This is a genomic window from Burkholderia theae (genome assembly GCF_048565265.1).
Lineage (GTDB): Bacteria > Pseudomonadota > Gammaproteobacteria > Burkholderiales > Burkholderiaceae > Burkholderia > Burkholderia theae.
In genome coordinates, this window is record NZ_CP183461.1 from 527,672 (window position 1) to 545,780 (window position 18,109).

An 18,109-nucleotide genomic window follows, 5' to 3' on the forward strand; every position below is an offset into this window, starting at 1 on the left:
GCCTTTTACACGGATACCGAAGCGACGCTCAGACGTTGAACAGGAAGTTCATCACGTCGCCGTCGTGCACGACGTATTCCTTCCCTTCCGCGCGCATCTTGCCGGCTTCCTTCGCGCCTTGCTCGCCCTTGTACGTGACGTAGTCGTCGAACGCGATCGTCTGCGCACGGATGAAGCCGCGCTCGAAGTCGGTGTGGATCACGCCGGCCGCCTGCGGGGCCGTATCGCCGATATGGATCGTCCACGCGCGCACTTCCTTCACGCCCGCGGTGAAGTAGGTCTGCAGGCCGAGCAGCTTGAAGCCCGCGCGGATCACGCGGTCGAGGCCCGGCTCTTCCATGCCCATGTCGGCGAGGAACGCTTCCTTGTCCGCGTCGTCGAGATCGGCGATTTCCGCTTCGATCGCCGCGCACACGGCAACCACCGGCGCGTTTTCGCTTTCCGCGTACTTGCGCACCACGTCGAGGTGCGGATTGTTCTCGAAGCCGTCGTCCTTCACGTTGGCGACGTACATCGCCGGCTTCGCGGTGATCAGGCAGAACGGCTTGAGCAGCGCCTCTTCGTCGTCCGACAGCGCGAGACCACGCACGGCCTTGCCCTGGTCGAGTTGCGCGCGCACCTTGTCGAGCACCGCGACGAGCTTGCCCGCTTCCTTGTCATTGCCCGACTTCGCGGCCTTCGAATAGCGCGCGAGCGCCTTTTCGACGGTGCTCAGGTCGGCGAGTGCGAGTTCGGTGTTGATCACTTCGATGTCGTCGATCGGGCTGACCTTGCCGGCGACGTGAATGACGTTCTCGTCTTCGAAGCAGCGCACGACGTGCGTGATCGCGTCGGTTTCGCGGATGTTCGCGAGGAACTGGTTGCCGAGGCCTTCACCCTTGCTCGCGCCCGCGACGAGGCCGGCGATGTCGACGAATTCGACGACGGCCGGCACGACACGCTCCGGCTTGACGATCTCGGAGAGCGCGTTCAGGCGCGTATCGGGCACTTCGACGATGCCGACGTTCGGCTCGATCGTGCAGAACGGGTAGTTCTCGGCGGCGATGCCGGCCTTGGTCAGCGCATTGAACAGGGTGGACTTGCCGACGTTGGGCAAGCCGACGATGCCGCATTTGAGGCTCATGGAATCCTTCGGACGGGTAAAGCGGCGCGGCCGGACAGGGCACGGCGGCGCGGGAAAAAAGGGCGGCCGGCGCTTGGGGCGCGGCGGGCCGACGGTCAAAAGCGCTATTGTACCGTGCCGACGCCCCGGATTCCGGGCTTGCGCCGAACGGCAGATGCGGCGGGCCGCCGCGCCGCCGCATCCACCCGCGATTCTGCTGATTTCCCGCAAAGTCCGGCCGCGTAAGGGTTTGGCCCCACGGCTATAATGCCCGCCATGACTGCCCACCACACCTTCGATGTCGCCGTGGTCGGCGGCGGGCTCGTCGGCAAGACGGCCGCGCTCGCGCTGACCCAGTCCGGCTACAAGACTGCCTTGCTCGCCCAGCCGGCCACGCCGCGCCCCGCCGATCTCGCGTTCGACACGCGCGTCTACGCGCTGTCGTCCAGCTCGCAGGCCTTGCTCGAGCGGCTGCGGGTCTGGCAGGCGCTCGACCACAGCCGGCTCGCGCCCGTCTACGACATGCGCGTGTACGGCGATGCGCACGCGGAACTGCATTTCTCCGCGTACCAGGCCTCCGTGCCGCAGCTCGCGTGGATCGCCGAATCGTCGCTGGTCGAGACGTCGCTGGATGCCGCGCTGCGGTTCCAGCCGAACCTCACGTGGTTCGATGCGCGCGCACAGGGCTTCGACGTGCGCGACGATGCGGCCGTGCTCACGCTGTCGTCGGGGCAGGTGCTGGAAGCGGATCTCATCGTCGGCGCCGACGGTGCGCATTCGTGGGTCCGTTCCCAAATGGGGGCCAAAGTCGAGCGGCGCGACTACCGGCAGACGGGCGTCGTCGCGAACTTCAAGGCGTCGCTGCCGCACCGCGAAACGGCCTACCAGTGGTTCCACGAAGGCGAGATCGTCGCGCTGCTGCCGCTACCGGACGGTCACGTGTCGCTCGTATGGTCCGCGCACACCGCCCATGCGGACAAACTGCTCGCGCTCGATCCGGCGCAGCTCGCGGCGGAAGTCGAGCGCGTGTCGCACGGCCAGGTCGGCACGCTCGAATGCGTGACGCCGGCCGCCGGCTTCCCGCTGGCGCTGCAGACGGTCGACAAGCTGATCGCGCCGCGCGTCGCGCTCGTCGGCGATGCCGCGCACCTGATCCACCCGCTCGCGGGGCAGGGGATGAACCTCGGGCTGCGCGACGTCGCGGCGCTCGCCGACGCGATCGCGGGCAAGGAAAGTTTCCGCAACCTCGGCGATACGGTGCTGCTGCGCCGCTACGAGCGTTCGCGGCGCGAGGACATCCGCGCGCTGATGGTCGCGACCGACGGCCTGCAGCGGCTGTTCGCGGTGCCGGGCCCGCTCGCGAAGGCCATACGCAATGCGGGCATGGCATTCGTCGGCGCGCAGCCGCTCGTGAAGCGCTGGCTCGTGTCCTCCGCGCTCGGTTGAGCGAACCTTCGGCCGTATCGCAGGTCGGACTCGGTTCCGTTACGGCGTACACTGTGCCGTGCACTCCGATTGAGCTGAAGGAAGATTTCGATGAAAAAAACGATCCGCATCGCGTCGCTGGCGCTGGCCGTCACGATGGCGACGCTGGGCTGCACCGCGCAGGCCGACCAAACCACCGATAAGCTGAAAGCGACGCTGCAGGCCCGTCTCGGCAACGACGCGCCGATCAAGAGCGTGTCGAAATCGCCGGTCGCGGGCCTTTACGAGGTAAACCTCGGCTCGCAGATCATCTATAGCGACGCGGCAGGCGACTACGTGCTGCTCGGCGATCTCGTCGACACCAAGACGCACAAGAACCTGACCGACGCCCGCCTGTCCGAAATCAACAAGATCGACTTCGCGAGCCTGCCGTTCGCGAATGCGATCAAGGTCGTCAAGGGCAACGGCGCACGCAAGATCGCGGTGTTCTCCGATCCGAACTGCCCGTACTGCAAGAAGCTCGAGACGACGCTGCAGTCGATCGACAACGTCACCGTCTACACGTTCCTGTACCCGGTGCTGTCGCCGGATTCGACCGTGAAGTCGAAGGCGATCTGGTGCGCGACCGATCGCGCGAAGACGTGGCAGAGCTGGATGCTCGACCATCACGCGCCGTCCGGCGCCGGCACCTGCGATACCAGCGCGCTCGACAAGAACCTCGCGCTTGGCCGCGGGATGAACGTCACGGGCACGCCGACGATCTTCCTGCCGGATGGCCGCCGCCTGCCGGGCGCGGTATCGGCCGATCAGCTCAATCAGGCGCTCGCCTCGAGCAAGTAACCGACCGACACGCCGGGCCGCAGGGCCCGGCCAGCGAGGGGCGCCCGCATTATCTGCCGGCGCCTCTCTTCGTTTTCGCCGCCGTATTCGACCGATTGCCACGATGACCCAGCCGATCCGCTATTCGATTGTCCCGAAAGATCTTGCCGCGCACCTGTTCGAGGTGTCGGTGACGGTCGCCGATCCCGATCCCGAAGGCCAGCGCTTCTCGCTGCCGGTGTGGATTCCGGGCAGCTATCTCGTGCGCGAGTTCGCGCGCAACATCGTGACGCTCGGCGCGTTCAACGACGCGGGTCGCAAGGTGCGGATCGCGAAAACCGACAAGCACACGTGGCAGGCCGCGCCCGTGAACGGTGCGCTGACGCTGCGCTACGACGTGTATGCGTGGGACCTGTCGGTGCGCTCCGCGTATCTCGACGAATCGGGCGGTTTCTTCAACGCGACGGCCGTGTTCCTGAGCGTCGCCGGCCGCGAGGATGCGCCGTGCGAAGTCGACATCGCGAAACCGGCCGGCGCGGCGTTCCGCACGTGGCGCGTCGGCACTGCGCTGCCCGAGGCGCGCGGCACGAAACGCTACGGCTTCGGCGCGTATCGCGCGTCGAACTACGACGAGCTCTCCGACCATCCGGTGACGATCGGCGAATTCGCGCTCGCGACGTTCGACGCGCACGGCGTGCCGCACGACATCGTGGTCGCGGGGCGCGTGACGCAGCTCGACCTGGAGCGGCTGCGTACCGACCTGAAGCGCGTGTGCGAAGCGCAGATCGCGCTGTTCGAGCCGAAATCGAAGAAGGCGCCGATGGACCGCTACGTGTTCATGACGCTCGCGGTCAGCGATGGCTACGGCGGCCTCGAGCATCGCGCGTCGACCGCGCTGATCTGCAACCGGACCGACCTGCCGGTGAAGGGGCGGCCCGAAACGACGGAAGGTTATCGCACGTACCTCGGCCTCTGCAGTCACGAGTACTTCCACACGTGGAACGTGAAGCGCATCAAGCCTGCGGCGTTCGTGCCGTACGACCTGACGCGCGAGAACTACACGTCGCTGCTGTGGCTGTTCGAAGGCTTCACGTCGTATTACGACGACCTGATGCTGGTGCGCAGCGGGCTGATGTCGCAGGACGAATATTTCGCGGCGCTCGGCCGCACGGTCGGCGGCGTGCTGCGCGGCACGGGGCGCCTGAAGCAGAGCGTCGCGGAAAGCTCGTTCGACGCGTGGATCAAGTACTACCGGCAGGACGAGAACGCGACCAACGCGATCGTCAGCTACTACACGAAGGGTTCGCTCGTCGCGCTCGCATTCGATCTCGCGATCCGTGCGCAGACGCACAACCGGAAGTCTCTCGACGACGTGATGCGTCTGCTGTGGCAACGCTACGGCCGTGATTTCTACCGCGGCAAGCAGGCGGGCGTCGAGGAAAACGAAGTCGAGGCGCTGATCGAAGAGGCGACGGGTGTCGCGCTCGGCCGCCTGTTCGCCGACGCGGTGCACGGCACGCGCGACCTGCCGCTCGCCGAGTTGCTCGCACCGTTCGGCGTGACGCTCGCGCCCGATGTCGCGATTGGCGCGGCCGCGAAACCGACGATCGGCGCGCGCCTGCGCGGCGGCGCGGACTGCACGTTTGCGGCCGTGTACGAAGGCGGCGCCGCGCATCGCGCGGGGCTGTCGGCGGGCGACACGCTGATCGCGGTCGACGGGCTGCGCGTCACGGGCACGAACCTCGACGCGCTGCTCGCGCGCTACCGGCCGGGCGACAAGGTCGAGGTTCACGCATTCCGCCGCGACGAGCTGCGCACCGCAAAGCTGAAGCTCGACGGTCCGGAAGTGACGCGTTACCGGTTGACGGTCGCCGCCAAGCCTGCGGCATCGCTCAAGGCCCGCGAAGCCTGGCTGAAGGGCTGACGACGCAAAGGCGGGAATCGGGGCGCGATCTGTAATTGTTCTGCTGTTGCAACAATCCGTCGCCCTGAACCCGCTTTTTCGCGCTCATGCGGCCACGCACAATGGCGTCACTCGCGCTACCGAAGCGCAACCCAACCGGAGCATGATATGACGACCATTCTGCAAATCAATTCCGCGGCGCGTTCGCAAGGCGCGCAATCCACGCTGCTGGCTAACGAACTGACGGCAAAGCTGCAACAATCGAACCCCGGCGCGAAGGTCGTGGTTCGCGATCTGCTGGCCGATGCGCTGCCGCACCTCGACGAATCGGTGCTCGGCGCGTTCTTCACGCCGGCCGAGAACCGCACCGCGGAGCAGAATGCGATCGTCGCGAAGAGCGATGCGCTGATCGCCGAACTGCAAGCCGCCGACATCATCGTGATCGGCGCACCGATGTACAACTTCGGCATCTCGTCGCAACTGAAGACGTATTTCGACTGGATCGCCCGTGCAGGCGTCACGTTCCGCTACACCGAGAATGGTCCGGAAGGCCTGATCAAGGGCAAGAAGGTTCACGTGGTGACGGCCCGCGGCGGCAAGTACGCCGGTACGCCGAACGATAGCCAGACGCCGTACCTGCGCACGTTCCTCGGCTTCGTCGGCATGACCGACGTGAGCTTCATCTTCGCGGAAGGCCTGAACCTCGGGCCGGACGCGCAAAGCGCCGCGCTGGCCAGCGCACGCGAAGCGATCGCCGCCGCGTAAGGTCGACGCGGGTGCGACGCACCCGCTGGATCGTCCGATAAAAAAACGCCGCGTCCCCGAAGGGGCGCGGCGTTTTTGCATGCCGGCCGGCGAAACAACCAGCCTGGCCGTTACGCGAGCGTTTCGGCCACTTCCGGCAGGCGCCAGTCGATCGGTTCGCGGCTGGCTTCGACCAGATAGTCGTTCGCGAGCGCGAAATGGCGGCAGCCGAGGAAGCCGCGATGCGCGGACAGCGGCGACGGATGCGGCGCCTCGAGCACGCAATGCGCGTTCGCGTCGAACAGCGCGCGCTTTGCCTGAGCGTGTGCGCCCCACAGCATGAAGACGAGCCCGCGATGGCGGCCGGCGAGTTCGCGGATCAGCGTGTCCGTGCATTGCTCCCAGCCGCGCTTCGCGTGGCTCGCGGCCGCGCCGCGCTCGACCGTCAGCACGGTGTTGAGCAGCAGCACGCCCTGGCGCGCCCAGGTGTCGAGGCAGCCGTGACGCGGCGTTTCGTGACCGAAGTTCGCGCCGATTTCCTTGAAGATGTTGCGCAGCGACGGCGGCGTGCGGACGGCCGGCGGCACCGAGAACGCCAGGCCGTGTGCCTGCGGCGTGCCGCGATCGTCGCCGTGGTAAGGGTCCTGACCGAGGATCACGACCTTCACGTCGTCCGGGCTCGTCAGGCGCAGCGCGCGGAACACGTCGGTCGGGTAGACCGTCTTGCCGGCCGCACGCTCGTCGTCGACGAAGCGGCACAGCGGCGCGTATGCGTCGCTGTCGGTGAAGGGTTTCAGCACGTCGCGCCAGACGGCCGGCAGCGCGTCGAATTGCGCGGCGAGGTGCGGAACGTCGGCGGCAGCGGGCTGCGGCGCCGCGGCGGCCGGGGCAGCGGCTTTCTTTGCTGGCTTGCGGCCGGCCGCGGGCGCCGCGGAAGCCGGGGACGGAATGTCGGCCGGTGCCGTTTCCGGCACGGGATCATCGAACAGCGACGCCTGTTGCGGCGCGCGGGAAGTCTTGCGGGTTGCCATGCGTGATGCGGGTTTATTGCGCGCGCAGCCGATAGCCGCGCTGCGCCTTGCTGATGTTTTCGGGAGCGAGGCCCGGCAGCGCCTGCTGCAGTTCGCCGGCGAGCGTCGCGAGCGCCGCTTCCGGGCCGTCGATCAGTTCGAGTTCGATTTCGCTGATCGGTTCGCGGCGCGTTTCGTGTTCCGCCTGGACGACGATCTCGCCGAGGTCCACCGCGGCTTCGACGGTTGCGCCGCCGATTGCGATGCGCCACAGCGTACGCGAAAAATCCGTGCGGAACAGCGCGTGCAGCGCGCCGGCCGCGTCATTGAGAGCGGCGGCGGCTTCCGGCACGTCGCAGGCCGCGACGAGCGCATCGATCTCGAGCGCGTCGCCGGCGACGGGCAGTTCCCATTCGTGGCGGCGATGCAGGCCGCCTTCCGCGCTGCCGACCGTCTTGAAGGTCTGCAACCAGCCATGCGGCGCGCGGCGCACGCGCACCGCGCTCTTCGAGCGGGCCAGCGCGAGATCGGGCGTGTCGTAATAGACGTTCGCGAGCGCGATGTCGTGACCGGGTTCGCCGGTCAGCGTCTCGAAGAAGTGCCGCGCGTCGTCGGCCTGGCCGGCCGGCAGCGCGAGCTTGATTTCCTTTTCGATCGCCATCAGAAGAACATCCGCGCGAGTTCCTCGCCCGGCTGGTCGGCGCGCATGAATGCTTCGCCGACGAGGAACGTGTTGACGTTCGCCGCGCGCATCGTGTCGACGTCGGTGCGCGACAGGATGCCCGATTCGGTCACGACGATACGGTCCTGCGGAATCATGTCGAGCATGTCGAGCGACGTCTGGATCGACGTCTCGAACGTGCGCAGGTTGCGGTTGTTGATGCCGAGCAGCGGCGTCTTGAGCGTCAGCGCCTGTTCCATCTCGTTGCGGTCGTGCACTTCGACCAGCACGGCGAGGCCGAGCGAGTGCGCATACGCCTCGAGGTCCTGCATCAGCGGCGTATCGAGCGCGGCGGCGATCAGCAGGATCGCGTCGGCGCCCATCGCGCGCGCTTCGAGGATCTGGTACGCATCGACGATGAAGTCCTTGCGCAGCACCGGCAGCGTGCAGGCCGCGCGCGCCTCTTCGAGGTAGCGGACGCTGCCCTGGAAGAATTGCTCGTCGGTCAGCACCGACAGGCACGCGGCACCGTGCGCCGCATACGAGCGCGCGATGTCGGCCGGCACGAAATGCTCGCGCAGCACGCCCTTCGACGGGCTTGCCTTCTTGATTTCGGCGATCACGGCGGCGTTGCCGGCCGCGTGCTTCGCACGCAGCGCGCCGACGAAGTCGCGCCGGTCGCGCGCGGATGCTTCCAGTTTCAATGCCTCGAGCGGCGTGCTGCGCATGGCCGCCGCGACTTCTTCGCGCTTGACGGCAATGATTCGGTCGAGAATGTCGCTCATGTGGGTTCCTGCTTGATTCGTAAAGGGAGTCAGCGCTTGAACTGCTGCGTGAAGCGCACGAGTTCGTCGACCTTCGCGCGCGCCTTGCCGCTCGCGATCGCTTCGCGGGCGAGCTGGATGCCGTCCGCGATCGATTCGGCGACGTTGGCCGCATAGAGCGCGGTGCCCGAGTTCAGCGTGACGATCTCGCGGGCGACGCCCGGCTGGTTGTCCAGCGCACCGAGCAGCATCGTGCGCGATTCGTCGGCATTTTCCACCTTCAGCGTGCGGTTCGACACCATCTGCAGGCCGAAGTCCTCCGGGTGGATCTCGTATTCGTGCACCTTGCCGTCGCGCAATTCGCCGACGAGCGTCGCGGCGCCGAGCGATACCTCGTCCATCCCGTCCTTGCCGTACACGACGAGCACGTGCTGCGCGCCGAGGCGCTGCATCACGCGCACCTGGATGCCGACGAGGTCGGGGTGGAATACGCCCATCAACTGGTTCGGCGCGCCGGCCGGGTTGGTCAGCGGGCCGAGGATGTTGAAGATCGTGCGCACGCCGAGTTCGCGGCGCACGGCCGCGATGTTCTTCATCGCCGGGTGATGGTTCGGCGCGAACATGAAGCCCATGCCCGTTTCGGCGATCGACGCGGCCACCTGGTCGGATTGCAGGTCGATGTTCACGCCGAGCGCCTCGAGCACGTCGGCGCTGCCGGACTTGCTCGATACGCCGCGGTTGCCGTGCTTCGCGACCTTCGCGCCGGCCGCCGCCGTGACGAACATCGACGCGGTCGAGATATTGAACGTGTGCGAGCCGTCGCCGCCGGTGCCGACGATGTCGACGAAGTTCGAGTTGTCCTGCACCTCGACGTGGTTCGCGAATTCGCGCATCACGGTCGCGGCGGCGGCGATCTCGCCGATCGTCTCCTTCTTCACGCGCAGCCCGGTGATGATCGCGGCGGCCATCACGGGCGACATGTCGCCGCGCATGATGAGCCGCATCAGGTGCAGCATCTCGTCGTGGAAGATCTCGCGGTGCTCGATCGTGCGCTGCAGCGCTTCCTGCGGGGTAATCGTCATCGTGAGGCTCCGGTCAGGCGGCGTGCGCGGCCGCGGCGCGGACCTGCTTCAGGAAATTCTCGAGCAGCGCATGGCCATGCTCGGACAGGATCGATTCCGGGTGGAACTGCACGCCTTCGACCGGCAGCGTCTTGTGGCGCACGCCCATGATTTCGCCGTCGTCGGTCCATGCCGACACCTCGAGGCAGTCGGGCAGCGACTCGCGCTCGATCGCGAGCGAGTGGTAGCGCGTGACGTCGAAATGCTTCGGCAGGTCGGCGAACACGCCGCGGCAGTCGGTTTCGATCCGGCTTACCTTGCCGTGCATGATGGTCGCCGCGCGCACGACGCGGCCGCCGAATGCTTCGCCGATCGCCTGGTGGCCGAGGCAGACGCCGAGGATCGGCTTCCTGCCCGAAAATTCGCGCAACACGTCGAGCGTGATACCGGCGTGCTGCGGGTTGCTCGGGCCCGGCGACAGGCAGATCGCGTCGGGATTCAGGCGCGCGATTTCGTCGAGCGTGATTTCATCGTTGCGGTACGTGCGTACGTCCTCGCCCAGTTCGCCGAAGTACTGGACCAGGTTGTAGGTGAACGAGTCGTAGTTGTCGATCATGAGCAGCATGGTCAGTCTCCGGTCAGAAGTCGCTATCGAGGCCGTCCTGGACCTGTTCGGCCGCACGCAGCACCGCGCGCGCCTTGTTCTCGGTCTCTTGCCATTCGGATTCGGGCACCGAATCTGCAACGACGCCAGCTGCCGCTTGCACATACAGGTTGCCGTTGTGGATCAGGCCCGTGCGGATCGCGATCGCGAGATCCATCTCGCCCGAGAACGACAGGTAACCGACCGCACCGCCGTACAGCCCGCGCTTGATCGGCTCGAGTTCGTCGATCAGCTCCATCGCGCGCACCTTGGGCGCGCCGGACAGCGTGCCGGCCGGGAACGTCGCGCGCAGCACGTCGTAGTTCGTCATGCCCGGCTTCAGCTTGCCTTCGACCGAGCTGACGATGTGCTGCACGTGCGAATACTTCTCGATGACCATCTTGTCGGTTACCTGCACCGAGCCGATTTCCGCGATGCGGCCGACGTCGTTGCGCGCGAGGTCGATCAGCATCACGTGCTCGGCGATCTCCTTCGGATCGTTGAGCAGTTCGGTCGCGAGTTCCGCGTCGCGCTCGGGCGTGTTGCCGCGCGGGCGCGTGCCGGCGAGCGGGCGAATCGTGACGATCTGGTCTTCGCCGCGCTTTTCCTGGCGCACGAGGATTTCCGGCGATGCGCCGACCACGTGGAAATCGCCGAAGTTGTAGTAGTACATGTACGGCGACGGATTCAGCGAACGCAGCGCGCGATACAGCGACAGCGGATTGTCGCGGTACGGCTTCGTCAGCCGCTGGCCGACCTGGATCTGCATCAGTTCGCCGGCCGCGATGTATTCCTTCGCCTGGCGCACGGCGGCCAGATAGTCTTCCTTCTTGAACTCGCGGAACGTCTCGGTGCGCACGCTCGCCGACGTGACGGGCGGCTGCACGGTCGTGCGCAGGCGCTGCTTCAGCTCGCGCAGGCGGTGTTTCGCCTTCGCGTAGGCCTCCGGCTGGCCCGGGTCCGCGTAGATGATCAGGTACAGCTTGCCGGCGAGGTTGTCGATCACCGCGACTTCCTCGGTCAGCAGCAGCTGGATGTCGGGCAGGCCGAGATCGTCGCGCGGCGCGGTGTTCGCGAGTTTCTTCTCGATGTAGCGCACCGCGTCGTAGCCGAAATAACCGGCGAGGCCGCCGCAGAAGCGCGGCAGGCCCGGGCGCTGCGCCACCTTGAAGCGCGCCTGGAACGATTCGATGAATTCGAATGGGTCGCCGTCATGCGTCTCGACCACCTGGCCGTCGCGCACGACTTCCGACACGCCGTTGCGGGTGCGGATGAGCGTGCGTGCGGGCAGGCCGATGAACGAGTAGCGGCCGAAGCGTTCGCCGCCGACCACCGATTCGAGCAGGAACGAGTTGGCGCCCGCGCGTTCGGGCTGGGCCAGCTTCAGGTAGAGCGACAGCGGCGTTTCGAGATCGGCGAGGGCTTCCGCGATCAGCGGGATGCGGTTGTAGCCTTCGTTCGCGAGCGATTGGAATTCGAGTTCGGTCATGTTCCGGTCCTGTTCGGGACGAGCGGCGGCGTGCGCCAGGGATCACTTGACGCTGCGCGGGTTGCCGTCGGCGAAAGGGCGGTCGATCGAGAAGTGCCTGTTGCCGGCCGGCACTCCGGGCGTGAACGTCGCGAGCCTGCGACCGATCCTGAACGCAAGCGTTCGGACACGGTGGAACTCGAGGTGGTGCGACGATCGGCGCGCGGATGCGCAGCGAGATAAAAAACGGCGCTGAAGACGTGCTTCAGCGTACCTCATCGAAGAGGTTAGCGCGACCAGCGACGCCAGGGCCAGGCTCCCCGGTCGATGCTGCTCAGACTCCGTTTTTTATTCAGAAACATGCGGATGGAAGAAATAATCAGAGGGTTGGCCGGCCGGCATTGTGCGCGGAGATCGCGCGGGCTGCGACCAGCAACGAATCGACTATACCATCCGAATTTATCGTTTGTATAGCCTTGCCGTGGTTGTACCCGTACGGCACCGTCAGCGTCGCCATCCCGGCCGCGCGGCCTGCCAGCGCATCGTTTTCCGAGTCGCCGATCGCGACTGCGGCGTCCGGCGCGACGCCGAGCGCGTCGCAGGCCGTCAGCATCGGCAGCGGATCGGGCTTCTTGCGTGCGACGCTGTCGCCGCCGAGCACGATGCCGAAGCAATCAGCCAGCCCGTATTGCTCGAGCAGCTCGACCGCGAAGCGGTGCGGCTTGTTCGTTACGCACGCGAGCCGGATGCCGGCGGCGCGCAGCGCGTCGAGACCGGCCACGACCTCCGGATAGAGGCGCGTGTGGCGGCCGTTGATCTTCGCGTATTCGGCCTGGTAGATCGCCAGCGCGTCGTCGAAGCGCGCATGCGCTTCGTCGGAGGAGAAGCGCGGCTTCAGCACGCTCTGGATCAGGTGTTCGGAGCCCTTGCCGACGTAGCCGATCACCTCGTCGCGCGACGTGGCCGGCGCGTCGAGTTGCGCGAGCATCCCGTTCAGGCCGGCCGTGAAATCGTCGGCCGTGTCGACCATCGTGCCGTCGAGATCGATCAGCGCCGCGTCGATGCGCGGCGCGGCGAAGCGGATCGGGGCGGCGTCCGTTGCGGCCCCGGCCGGCGCGTGCCCGGCGAGCGACGATTCGGCCATGGCGTCAGCTCTGCTTGACGGTGGCGAGCGCGGCGCGCATCTCGTCGATCACCTTGCGGTAGTCTGGCTTGCCGAAGATCGCCGAGCCCGCGACGAAGGTGTCGGCGCCGGCTGCCGCGATTTCCGCGATGTTGTCGGTTTTCACGCCGCCGTCGACCTCGAGCAGGATCTCGCGGCCCGTGCGCTCGGTGTAGGCGTCGATGCGCGCGCGGGCTTCGCGCAGCTTGTTCAGCGTTTCCGGAATGAACGACTGGCCGCCGAAGCCGGGGTTGACCGACATCAGCAGCACGAAGTCGAGGCGGTCCATCACGTGGTCGAGGTAGTTCAGCGGCGTGGCCGGGTTGAACACGAGGCCGGCCTTGCAGCCGTGGTCACGGATCAGCGACAGCGTGCGGTCGATGTGATCGGAGCCTTCCGGGTGGAAGCTGATCAGGTTCGCACCGGCCTTCGCGAAATCGGGCACGATCCGGTCGACCGGGCGCACCATCAGGTGCACGTCGATCGGCACCTGCACGTGCGGGCGGATCGCTTCGCACACGAGCGGGCCGATCGTCAGGTTCGGCACATAATGGTTGTCCATCACGTCGAAGTGGATCCAGTCGGCGCCGGCGGCGACGACGTTGCGGACTTCTTCGCCGAGCCGTGCGAAATCGGCCGACAGGATGCTGGGAGCGATGCGGAATTGGGTCATGGCAGGGGAGCGGGGACGTTGCGGCGCAAAACCGACATTCTACCGCCCGGCGGCCGGGGCGCGGCGGCGGGCCGTGCGGTTGCAGCCCGATTCCGCATCAAGCAGAATGCCGAACCAAAGCGGCGCGTCCGCGGCCCCGTCGCCCATGCCGGCACGGGCAGTCACACTCCAGCGGAACCATCATGAGTCAGTATCAGTTCACCGTTTCGGTGAAAACCAGTTACTTGCCGGAACAATCCGACCCCGATCGACGTCAATACGCATTCGCGTACACGCTGACGATCCGCAACACGGGGCAGGTCGCGGCGCAACTGATCGCGCGTCACTGGATCATCACGGACAGCGAGAGTCACGTGCAGGAAGTGAAGGGGCTCGGCGTCGTCGGGCACCAGCCGCTGCTGCAGCCGGGCGAGCAGTTCGAATACACGAGCTGGGCCGTGATTGCGACGCCGGTCGGTACGATGCGTGGCGCGTACTTCTGCGTGGCGGAGGACGGCGAGCGTTTCGAGGCGCCGGTCGACGAGTTCGCGCTGCACATGCCGCGCACGCTGCATTGAGCCGAGTGTCCGGAGCGCGTCAGCGTGGCTGGCGGTCGTTGTTGCGGGCGTGCTTCTTTCTTCCCGACGACGTCCAGACGACGATGAAGATCAGCAGGGCAAGCGCTACGAAGGCTTCGAGCGCGAAGATGAGCATCGGATATTGGTCGAGAAAATCTGACATGGCGGTTTCCATCAAGAACGAACATTGTATGTGGTTTGGGCCCCGGTTGGCCGGCTGGATTGTGGCGGCCGCGGCGGCGGCGCTGCTTGCCGCGTGCGGTGGCGCGCCGACGCGGACGTCTGCGCTGAAGCCGCCGACCGGCACGGCGATCGTGCCGGGGCAGGTCGCCGCGAAGCGGCTCACGCCGGTCGCGTGGCAGCAGGTGCCGGGCTGGCAGGACGATTCGCTGCTCGGCGCGACGGCCGCGCTGCGGCAGAACTGCGTGCGGCTCGCGCGCCAGCCGGCCTGGCAGCGCGCTTGCGCGGCCGCCGACCGGCTCGACGAGCTCGACGTCAGCAGCGCGCGCGCCTTCTTCGAAGCGTACTTCACGCCGTTCCAGCTCGCGAACACCGACGGCACGCTCGACGGGCTCGTGACCGGTTATTACGAGCCGCTGCTGCATGGTTCGCGGGTGCGCCGCGGCCCGTATCAATACGCGCTCTATCGCTGGCCGGCAGGTTATCGCGCGGGCTCCGCGCTGCCGGCGCGATCGCAGCTCGAGCGCGCCGGCATCCTGAACGGCAACGAACTCGTATGGGTCGACGATCCGATCGAGGCGTTTTTCCTGCAGGTGCAGGGCTCGGGGCGCGTGCTGCTCGACGATGGTTCGGTGATGCGGGTCGGCTTCGGCGGCACCAACAACCAGCCGTACCGCTCGATCGGCAAGTGGCTGCTCGATCGCGGCGAGCTGACGCCCGCGCAGGCGACGATGCAGGGCATCAAGGCGTGGGCGAAGGCGAACCCGAACCGCGTCGACGCATTGCTCGACACGAATCCGCGGTTCGTGTTCTTCCGCGACATGCCGACCAAGGAAGATGCGCCGCACGGCGGCGCGGACGGCCCGATCGGCGCGCTCGGCGTGCCGCTGACGCCGGAGCGTTCGATCGCGGTCGATCCATCGTCGATCCCGCTCGGCACGCCGGTGTTCCTGCAGACCACGCGTCCGCTGACGAATACGCCGATGAACCGACTCGTGTTCGCGCAGGATACGGGCTCCGCGATCAAGGGCGGCGTGCGGGCCGACTATTTCTGGGGGCTCGGCGACGACGCAGGCGACCAGGCCGGCCGGATGAAGCAGGTCGGCCGGATGTGGCTGCTGTTCCCGAATTCGTGATGCACGGCGGCGCCGGCTGCCCAAGCGCAGCGGCGCCGGTGTTTCATCCGACGTGCTTGATGTGACGTGATGTGACGGGTCGTGCCCGAAACGAAACAGCCCGATCGGTTTTGGCCGATCGGGCTGTTTCTTTTTGGCGCGGCGGGATTGCCGCGCCGCGCGGCCGACGCGCCGTGGGTGGCGCGTTGCGTCAGCCCTTGCGTTTGTCGATGACGCGGCGCGCCTTGCCGACGGACCGCTCGATCCCGTTCACGGGCAGCACGTTGATTACGGCCGTTACGCCGATCAGCGACTTGATGTCGTACGCGAGCGCCTGTTTCGCCGCGTGGATCGCCGCCGTATCCGGCGCGGTCTCGGGGCACGGCTCGACGTTGAGCGTCAGCACGTCGAGCGGGCCTTCCTTCGTCAGCACGATCTGATAGTGCGGCGCGAGCGCGCGTTGCTTGAGCAACTGTTCCTCGATTTGCGTCGGGAACACGTTGACGCCGCGCACGATCATCATGTCGTCCGAGCGGCCGGTGATTTTTTCCATCCGGCGCATCGTCCGAGCGGTGCCGGGCAACAGGCGCGTGAGGTCGCGTGTCCGGTAGCGGACGATCGGCAGCGCTTCCTTCGTCAGCGACGTGAACACGAGTTCGCCGAGTTCGCCGTCCGGCAGCACTTCGCCGGTTTCGGGATCGATGATTTCCGGATAGAAGTGGTCTTCCCAGATGGTCGGGCCATCCTTGGTCTCGACGCATTCGGACGCGACGCCGGGGCCCATCACTTCGGACAGCCCGTAGATGTCGACCGCGTCGATGCCCATCCGCTGTTCGATCGCGACGCGCATGTCATTGGTCCAGGGTTCCGCGCCGAAGATGCCGATGCGCAGCGAACTCTGCACGGGATCGAGGCCCTGGCGCTCGATTTCGTCGGCGATCGACAGCATGTAGCTCGGCGTCACCATGATGATGTCGGGCCGGAAATCCTGGATCAGTTGTACCTGCTTCTCGGTCTGGCCGCCGCCGAACGGGATCACGGTCAGTCCTGCGCGTTCGGCGCCGTAGTGCGCGCCGAGCCCGCCCGTGAACAAGCCGTAGCCGTAGCTGACGTGCACCTTGTCGCCGCGGCGTGCGCCGGCGGCGCGGATCGAGCGTGCGACGAGATTCGCCCACGTGTCGATGTCGCCAGCCGTATAGCCGACGACCGTCGGCTTGCCGGTCGTGCCCGATGACGCGTGGATGCGCGAGATCTGGTCCTGCGGCACCGCGAACATCCCGAACGGGTAACTGTCGCGCAGGTCGCTCTTGGTCGTGAACGGGAAGCGCGACAGGTCGGTGAGCGTCTTCAGGTCGTCGGGATGGACGCCCGCATCGTCGAACTTGCGACGATAGACGGGGGAGTGGTCATACGCATGCCGGAGCGACCACTTGAGGCGTTCGAGCTGCAGCGTGGTCAGCTCGTCGCGTGAGGCGGTCTCGATCGGCTCGAGCGGTAGCGGGGTAGTCATGCATGTCTCCAGTACTTGTTATGTGCGAACCGTCGGCGTCAGCGGTCTTCCGGGATGACCGTGCCCTTGATCTGGGCGGATTTGCCGCGAAACATCGCGACGGTTTCGCCGGTCTGGTTCGTGACGCGGATGTCGTAGATGCCGTGGCGGCCGGCGCGCGCCTGTTCGATCGCCTCGGCGGTCAACACGTCGTTGCCGTGCACGGGGCGCAGGAATTCGATCGAGCAGCCGGCCGCGACCGTGTTCAGGTTGTACGAGTTGCACGCGAACGCGAACGTCGAATCGGCGAGCGTGAAGATGATCCCGCCATGGCAGGTCTGATGCCCGTTCAGGAATTCGGGCCGCACGCGCATCTGCAGGCGTGCGTAACCGGCGCGTACTTCGGCGATTTCCATGCCGAACGCGCGGCTGCATGCGTCCGCGTCGTACATGGCCTGCGCGGTGGCGCGGGCGAGCGAATCGGGGTCGAGCGTGGCGGTGGCGTTCGTCATGTCAACGCCCCTCGAAGCGAGGCGCGCGCTTCTCGATGAATGCCTTCACACCTTCCGCATAGTCGTGCGACTGGCCGAGCTTGCGCTGCAGGTCGCGTTCCAGGTCGAGCTGCTGGTCGAGCGTGTTCGTGACGCTGTCGCGCATCGATTGCTTGATCGATGCGATCGCGAGCGTTGGCTGTTGCGCGAGCTGGGTCGCGAGCTGGCGGGCCGACGCGACGAGTGCGTCGTCGTCGACCGCGCGCCAGATCAGGCCCCATTGCTCGGCTTGTTCGGCGCCGAGCTTGTCTCCGGTCAGCGCGAGCCCCAGCGCGCGTGCCATGCCGACGCGTTGCGGCAGGAACCACGTGCCGCCCGAATCGGGTACGAGCCCGATCTTGACGAAGGCCTGGATGAAACTGCTCGAGCGTGCGGCGAACACGAGATCGCATGCAAGTGCGAGATTTGCGCCGGCGCCGGCCGCCGTGCCGTTGACGGCGGCGATCACCGGAATCGGCAGGCGCTGCAGGCGGCGGATCAGCGGATTGAAGTGCTCGTCGATCAGCGTGCCGAGATCGGTGGATGCGCCCGGCGTGAAGTCGAGGTCGGCCAGATCCTGGCCCGCGCAGAAGCCGCGCCCCGCACCCGTCAGAATCAGCGCGCGGGCGCCGGCCGCTTCGACTTCATCGAGTGCCGACTGCAGTTCGCGATGCATCGCCCGCGTGAAGCTGTTGAGCTTGTCGGGGCGGTTGAGGGTAATCGTGGCCACGCGCGCGGCCTGATCGATATCCAGCTGGATCGCCTGATAGGACATGCAGTGTCTCCTTCATGACTTCGTTATA

General features: G+C 66.7%; 19 protein-coding genes. 6 read left to right on the forward strand and 13 right to left on the reverse strand.

Features of this window, described 5'->3' with window-relative positions:
- Positions 1 to 28: 28 nt before the first annotated feature.
- The gene (ychF, locus tag ACN22W_RS02550; protein WP_343494153.1) at positions 29 to 1,123 is read right to left on the reverse strand and encodes a redox-regulated ATPase YchF; all 1,095 of its coding nucleotides are present in this window, start codon (positions 1,121 to 1,123) and stop codon (positions 29 to 31) included.
- 246 nt (positions 1,124 to 1,369) lie between these two features.
- On the opposite strand from ychF, the gene ACN22W_RS02555 reads away from it, so the two are divergent.
- The 4 genes from ACN22W_RS02555 to ACN22W_RS02570 all read left to right on the forward strand — a co-directional run bounded on the left by ACN22W_RS02555 (position 1,370) and on the right by ACN22W_RS02570 (position 6,014).
- Positions 1,370 to 2,548, forward strand: coding sequence for a UbiH/UbiF family hydroxylase (locus ACN22W_RS02555; protein ID WP_419686087.1), 1,179 nt, complete (start codon positions 1,370 to 1,372; stop codon positions 2,546 to 2,548).
- A gap of 90 nt (positions 2,549 to 2,638) precedes the next feature.
- The gene (locus ACN22W_RS02560; protein WP_129513613.1) at positions 2,639 to 3,367 is read left to right on the forward strand and encodes a DsbC family protein; all 729 of its coding nucleotides are present in this window, start codon (positions 2,639 to 2,641) and stop codon (positions 3,365 to 3,367) included.
- Positions 3,368 to 3,470: 103 nt separating this feature from the next.
- A complete protein-coding gene (locus ACN22W_RS02565) occupies positions 3,471 to 5,270 on the forward strand; it encodes a M61 family metallopeptidase (RefSeq protein ID WP_419686089.1) in 1,800 nt (599 codons plus the stop codon).
- Between the two features lie 147 nt (positions 5,271 to 5,417).
- Positions 5,418 to 6,014, forward strand: a complete 597-nt coding sequence (locus tag ACN22W_RS02570; protein WP_096472359.1) for an FMN-dependent NADH-azoreductase — start codon at positions 5,418 to 5,420, stop codon at positions 6,012 to 6,014.
- Positions 6,015 to 6,124: 110 nt separating this feature from the next.
- Here the strand turns inward: ACN22W_RS02570 and ACN22W_RS02575 are convergent, their stop codons facing one another.
- From ACN22W_RS02575 to rpe, 8 genes are all read right to left on the reverse strand, one after another.
- On the reverse strand, positions 6,125 to 7,024 hold the full coding sequence (locus tag ACN22W_RS02575; RefSeq protein ID WP_419686092.1) for a uracil-DNA glycosylase: 900 nt from the start codon (positions 7,022 to 7,024) through the stop codon (positions 6,125 to 6,127).
- A gap of 13 nt (positions 7,025 to 7,037) precedes the next feature.
- Entirely contained in the window at positions 7,038 to 7,664 is a 627-nt protein-coding gene (locus ACN22W_RS02580; protein ID WP_129513617.1) for a CYTH domain-containing protein, read from the reverse strand.
- A complete protein-coding gene (gene trpC, locus ACN22W_RS02585; RefSeq protein ID WP_419686094.1) occupies positions 7,664 to 8,449 on the reverse strand; it encodes an indole-3-glycerol phosphate synthase TrpC in 786 nt (261 codons plus the stop codon). The genes ACN22W_RS02580 and trpC overlap by 1 nt, the downstream gene beginning before the upstream one ends.
- A gap of 29 nt (positions 8,450 to 8,478) precedes the next feature.
- Complete coding sequence (gene trpD / locus ACN22W_RS02590; RefSeq protein WP_048249744.1) at positions 8,479 to 9,510, reverse strand: anthranilate phosphoribosyltransferase; 1,032 nt, start codon at positions 9,508 to 9,510, stop codon at positions 8,479 to 8,481.
- Positions 9,511 to 9,523: 13 nt separating this feature from the next.
- A complete protein-coding gene (locus ACN22W_RS02595; protein ID WP_419686096.1) occupies positions 9,524 to 10,114 on the reverse strand; it encodes an aminodeoxychorismate/anthranilate synthase component II in 591 nt (196 codons plus the stop codon).
- Positions 10,115 to 10,127: 13 nt separating this feature from the next.
- Positions 10,128 to 11,621, reverse strand: coding sequence for an anthranilate synthase component I (gene trpE / locus ACN22W_RS02600; RefSeq protein ID WP_129513619.1), 1,494 nt, complete (start codon positions 11,619 to 11,621; stop codon positions 10,128 to 10,130).
- A gap of 358 nt (positions 11,622 to 11,979) precedes the next feature.
- Positions 11,980 to 12,744: a phosphoglycolate phosphatase gene (locus ACN22W_RS02605; RefSeq protein ID WP_419686098.1), complete on the reverse strand. Its 765-nt coding sequence runs from the start codon at positions 12,742 to 12,744 to the stop codon at positions 11,980 to 11,982.
- A 4-nt stretch (positions 12,745 to 12,748) separates the two neighbouring features.
- On the reverse strand, positions 12,749 to 13,435 hold the full coding sequence (gene rpe / locus ACN22W_RS02610) for a ribulose-phosphate 3-epimerase (protein ID WP_129513621.1): 687 nt from the start codon (positions 13,433 to 13,435) through the stop codon (positions 12,749 to 12,751).
- A gap of 182 nt (positions 13,436 to 13,617) precedes the next feature.
- Here rpe and apaG point away from each other — a divergent pair, with 182 nt between their 5' ends.
- Positions 13,618 to 13,992, forward strand: coding sequence for a Co2+/Mg2+ efflux protein ApaG (apaG, locus tag ACN22W_RS02615; protein WP_083534227.1), 375 nt, complete (start codon positions 13,618 to 13,620; stop codon positions 13,990 to 13,992).
- 19 nt (positions 13,993 to 14,011) lie between these two features.
- On the opposite strand, the gene ACN22W_RS02620 is transcribed toward apaG, so the two are convergent.
- On the reverse strand, positions 14,012 to 14,155 hold the full coding sequence (locus ACN22W_RS02620; protein WP_014898203.1) for a hypothetical protein: 144 nt from the start codon (positions 14,153 to 14,155) through the stop codon (positions 14,012 to 14,014).
- A gap of 28 nt (positions 14,156 to 14,183) precedes the next feature.
- Between ACN22W_RS02620 and ACN22W_RS02625 the strand changes: the two genes are divergently transcribed.
- Positions 14,184 to 15,308: a murein transglycosylase A gene (locus tag ACN22W_RS02625; RefSeq protein WP_419686100.1), complete on the forward strand. Its 1,125-nt coding sequence runs from the start codon at positions 14,184 to 14,186 to the stop codon at positions 15,306 to 15,308.
- Between the two features lie 190 nt (positions 15,309 to 15,498).
- On the opposite strand, the gene paaK is transcribed toward ACN22W_RS02625, so the two are convergent.
- Genes paaK through paaG form a run of 3 tightly spaced genes read right to left on the reverse strand, consistent with a single transcriptional unit; the run spans position 15,499 to position 18,081 of the window.
- Positions 15,499 to 16,797: a phenylacetate--CoA ligase PaaK gene (gene paaK, locus ACN22W_RS02630; RefSeq protein WP_419686102.1), complete on the reverse strand. Its 1,299-nt coding sequence runs from the start codon at positions 16,795 to 16,797 to the stop codon at positions 15,499 to 15,501.
- A 38-nt stretch (positions 16,798 to 16,835) separates the two neighbouring features.
- Positions 16,836 to 17,288 carry a hydroxyphenylacetyl-CoA thioesterase PaaI gene (paaI, locus tag ACN22W_RS02635; protein WP_048249737.1) on the reverse strand — a complete coding sequence of 151 codons (453 nt, stop codon included), beginning with the start codon at positions 17,286 to 17,288 and terminating at the stop codon, positions 16,836 to 16,838.
- Between the two features lies 1 nt (position 17,289).
- Positions 17,290 to 18,081: a 2-(1,2-epoxy-1,2-dihydrophenyl)acetyl-CoA isomerase PaaG gene (paaG, locus tag ACN22W_RS02640; protein ID WP_412022540.1), complete on the reverse strand. Its 792-nt coding sequence runs from the start codon at positions 18,079 to 18,081 to the stop codon at positions 17,290 to 17,292.
- Positions 18,082 to 18,109 lie beyond the last annotated feature (28 nt).

Coding starts and splice junctions, on each gene's coding strand:
- ychF (WP_343494153.1), bottom strand. CDS start 1,123: ATGAGCCTCAAATGCGGCATCGTCGGCTTGCCCAACGTCGGCAAGTCC.
- ACN22W_RS02555 (WP_419686087.1), top strand. CDS start 1,370: ATGCCCGCCATGACTGCCCACCACACCTTCGATGTCGCCGTGGTCGGC.
- ACN22W_RS02560 (WP_129513613.1), top strand. CDS start 2,639: ATGAAAAAAACGATCCGCATCGCGTCGCTGGCGCTGGCCGTCACGATG.
- ACN22W_RS02565 (WP_419686089.1), top strand. CDS start 3,471: ATGACCCAGCCGATCCGCTATTCGATTGTCCCGAAAGATCTTGCCGCG.
- ACN22W_RS02570 (WP_096472359.1), top strand. CDS start 5,418: ATGACGACCATTCTGCAAATCAATTCCGCGGCGCGTTCGCAAGGCGCG.
- ACN22W_RS02575 (WP_419686092.1), bottom strand. CDS start 7,024: ATGGCAACCCGCAAGACTTCCCGCGCGCCGCAACAGGCGTCGCTGTTC.
- ACN22W_RS02580 (WP_129513617.1), bottom strand. CDS start 7,664: ATGGCGATCGAAAAGGAAATCAAGCTCGCGCTGCCGGCCGGCCAGGCC.
- trpC (WP_419686094.1), bottom strand. CDS start 8,449: ATGAGCGACATTCTCGACCGAATCATTGCCGTCAAGCGCGAAGAAGTC.
- trpD (WP_048249744.1), bottom strand. CDS start 9,510: ATGACGATTACCCCGCAGGAAGCGCTGCAGCGCACGATCGAGCACCGC.
- ACN22W_RS02595 (WP_419686096.1), bottom strand. CDS start 10,114: ATGCTGCTCATGATCGACAACTACGACTCGTTCACCTACAACCTGGTC.
- trpE (WP_129513619.1), bottom strand. CDS start 11,621: ATGACCGAACTCGAATTCCAATCGCTCGCGAACGAAGGCTACAACCGC.
- ACN22W_RS02605 (WP_419686098.1), bottom strand. CDS start 12,744: ATGGCCGAATCGTCGCTCGCCGGGCACGCGCCGGCCGGGGCCGCAACG.
- rpe (WP_129513621.1), bottom strand. CDS start 13,435: ATGACCCAATTCCGCATCGCTCCCAGCATCCTGTCGGCCGATTTCGCA.
- apaG (WP_083534227.1), top strand. CDS start 13,618: ATGAGTCAGTATCAGTTCACCGTTTCGGTGAAAACCAGTTACTTGCCG.
- ACN22W_RS02620 (WP_014898203.1), bottom strand. CDS start 14,155: ATGTCAGATTTTCTCGACCAATATCCGATGCTCATCTTCGCGCTCGAA.
- ACN22W_RS02625 (WP_419686100.1), top strand. CDS start 14,184: ATGTGGTTTGGGCCCCGGTTGGCCGGCTGGATTGTGGCGGCCGCGGCG.
- paaK (WP_419686102.1), bottom strand. CDS start 16,797: ATGACTACCCCGCTACCGCTCGAGCCGATCGAGACCGCCTCACGCGAC.
- paaI (WP_048249737.1), bottom strand. CDS start 17,288: ATGACGAACGCCACCGCCACGCTCGACCCCGATTCGCTCGCCCGCGCC.
- paaG (WP_412022540.1), bottom strand. CDS start 18,081: ATGTCCTATCAGGCGATCCAGCTGGATATCGATCAGGCCGCGCGCGTG.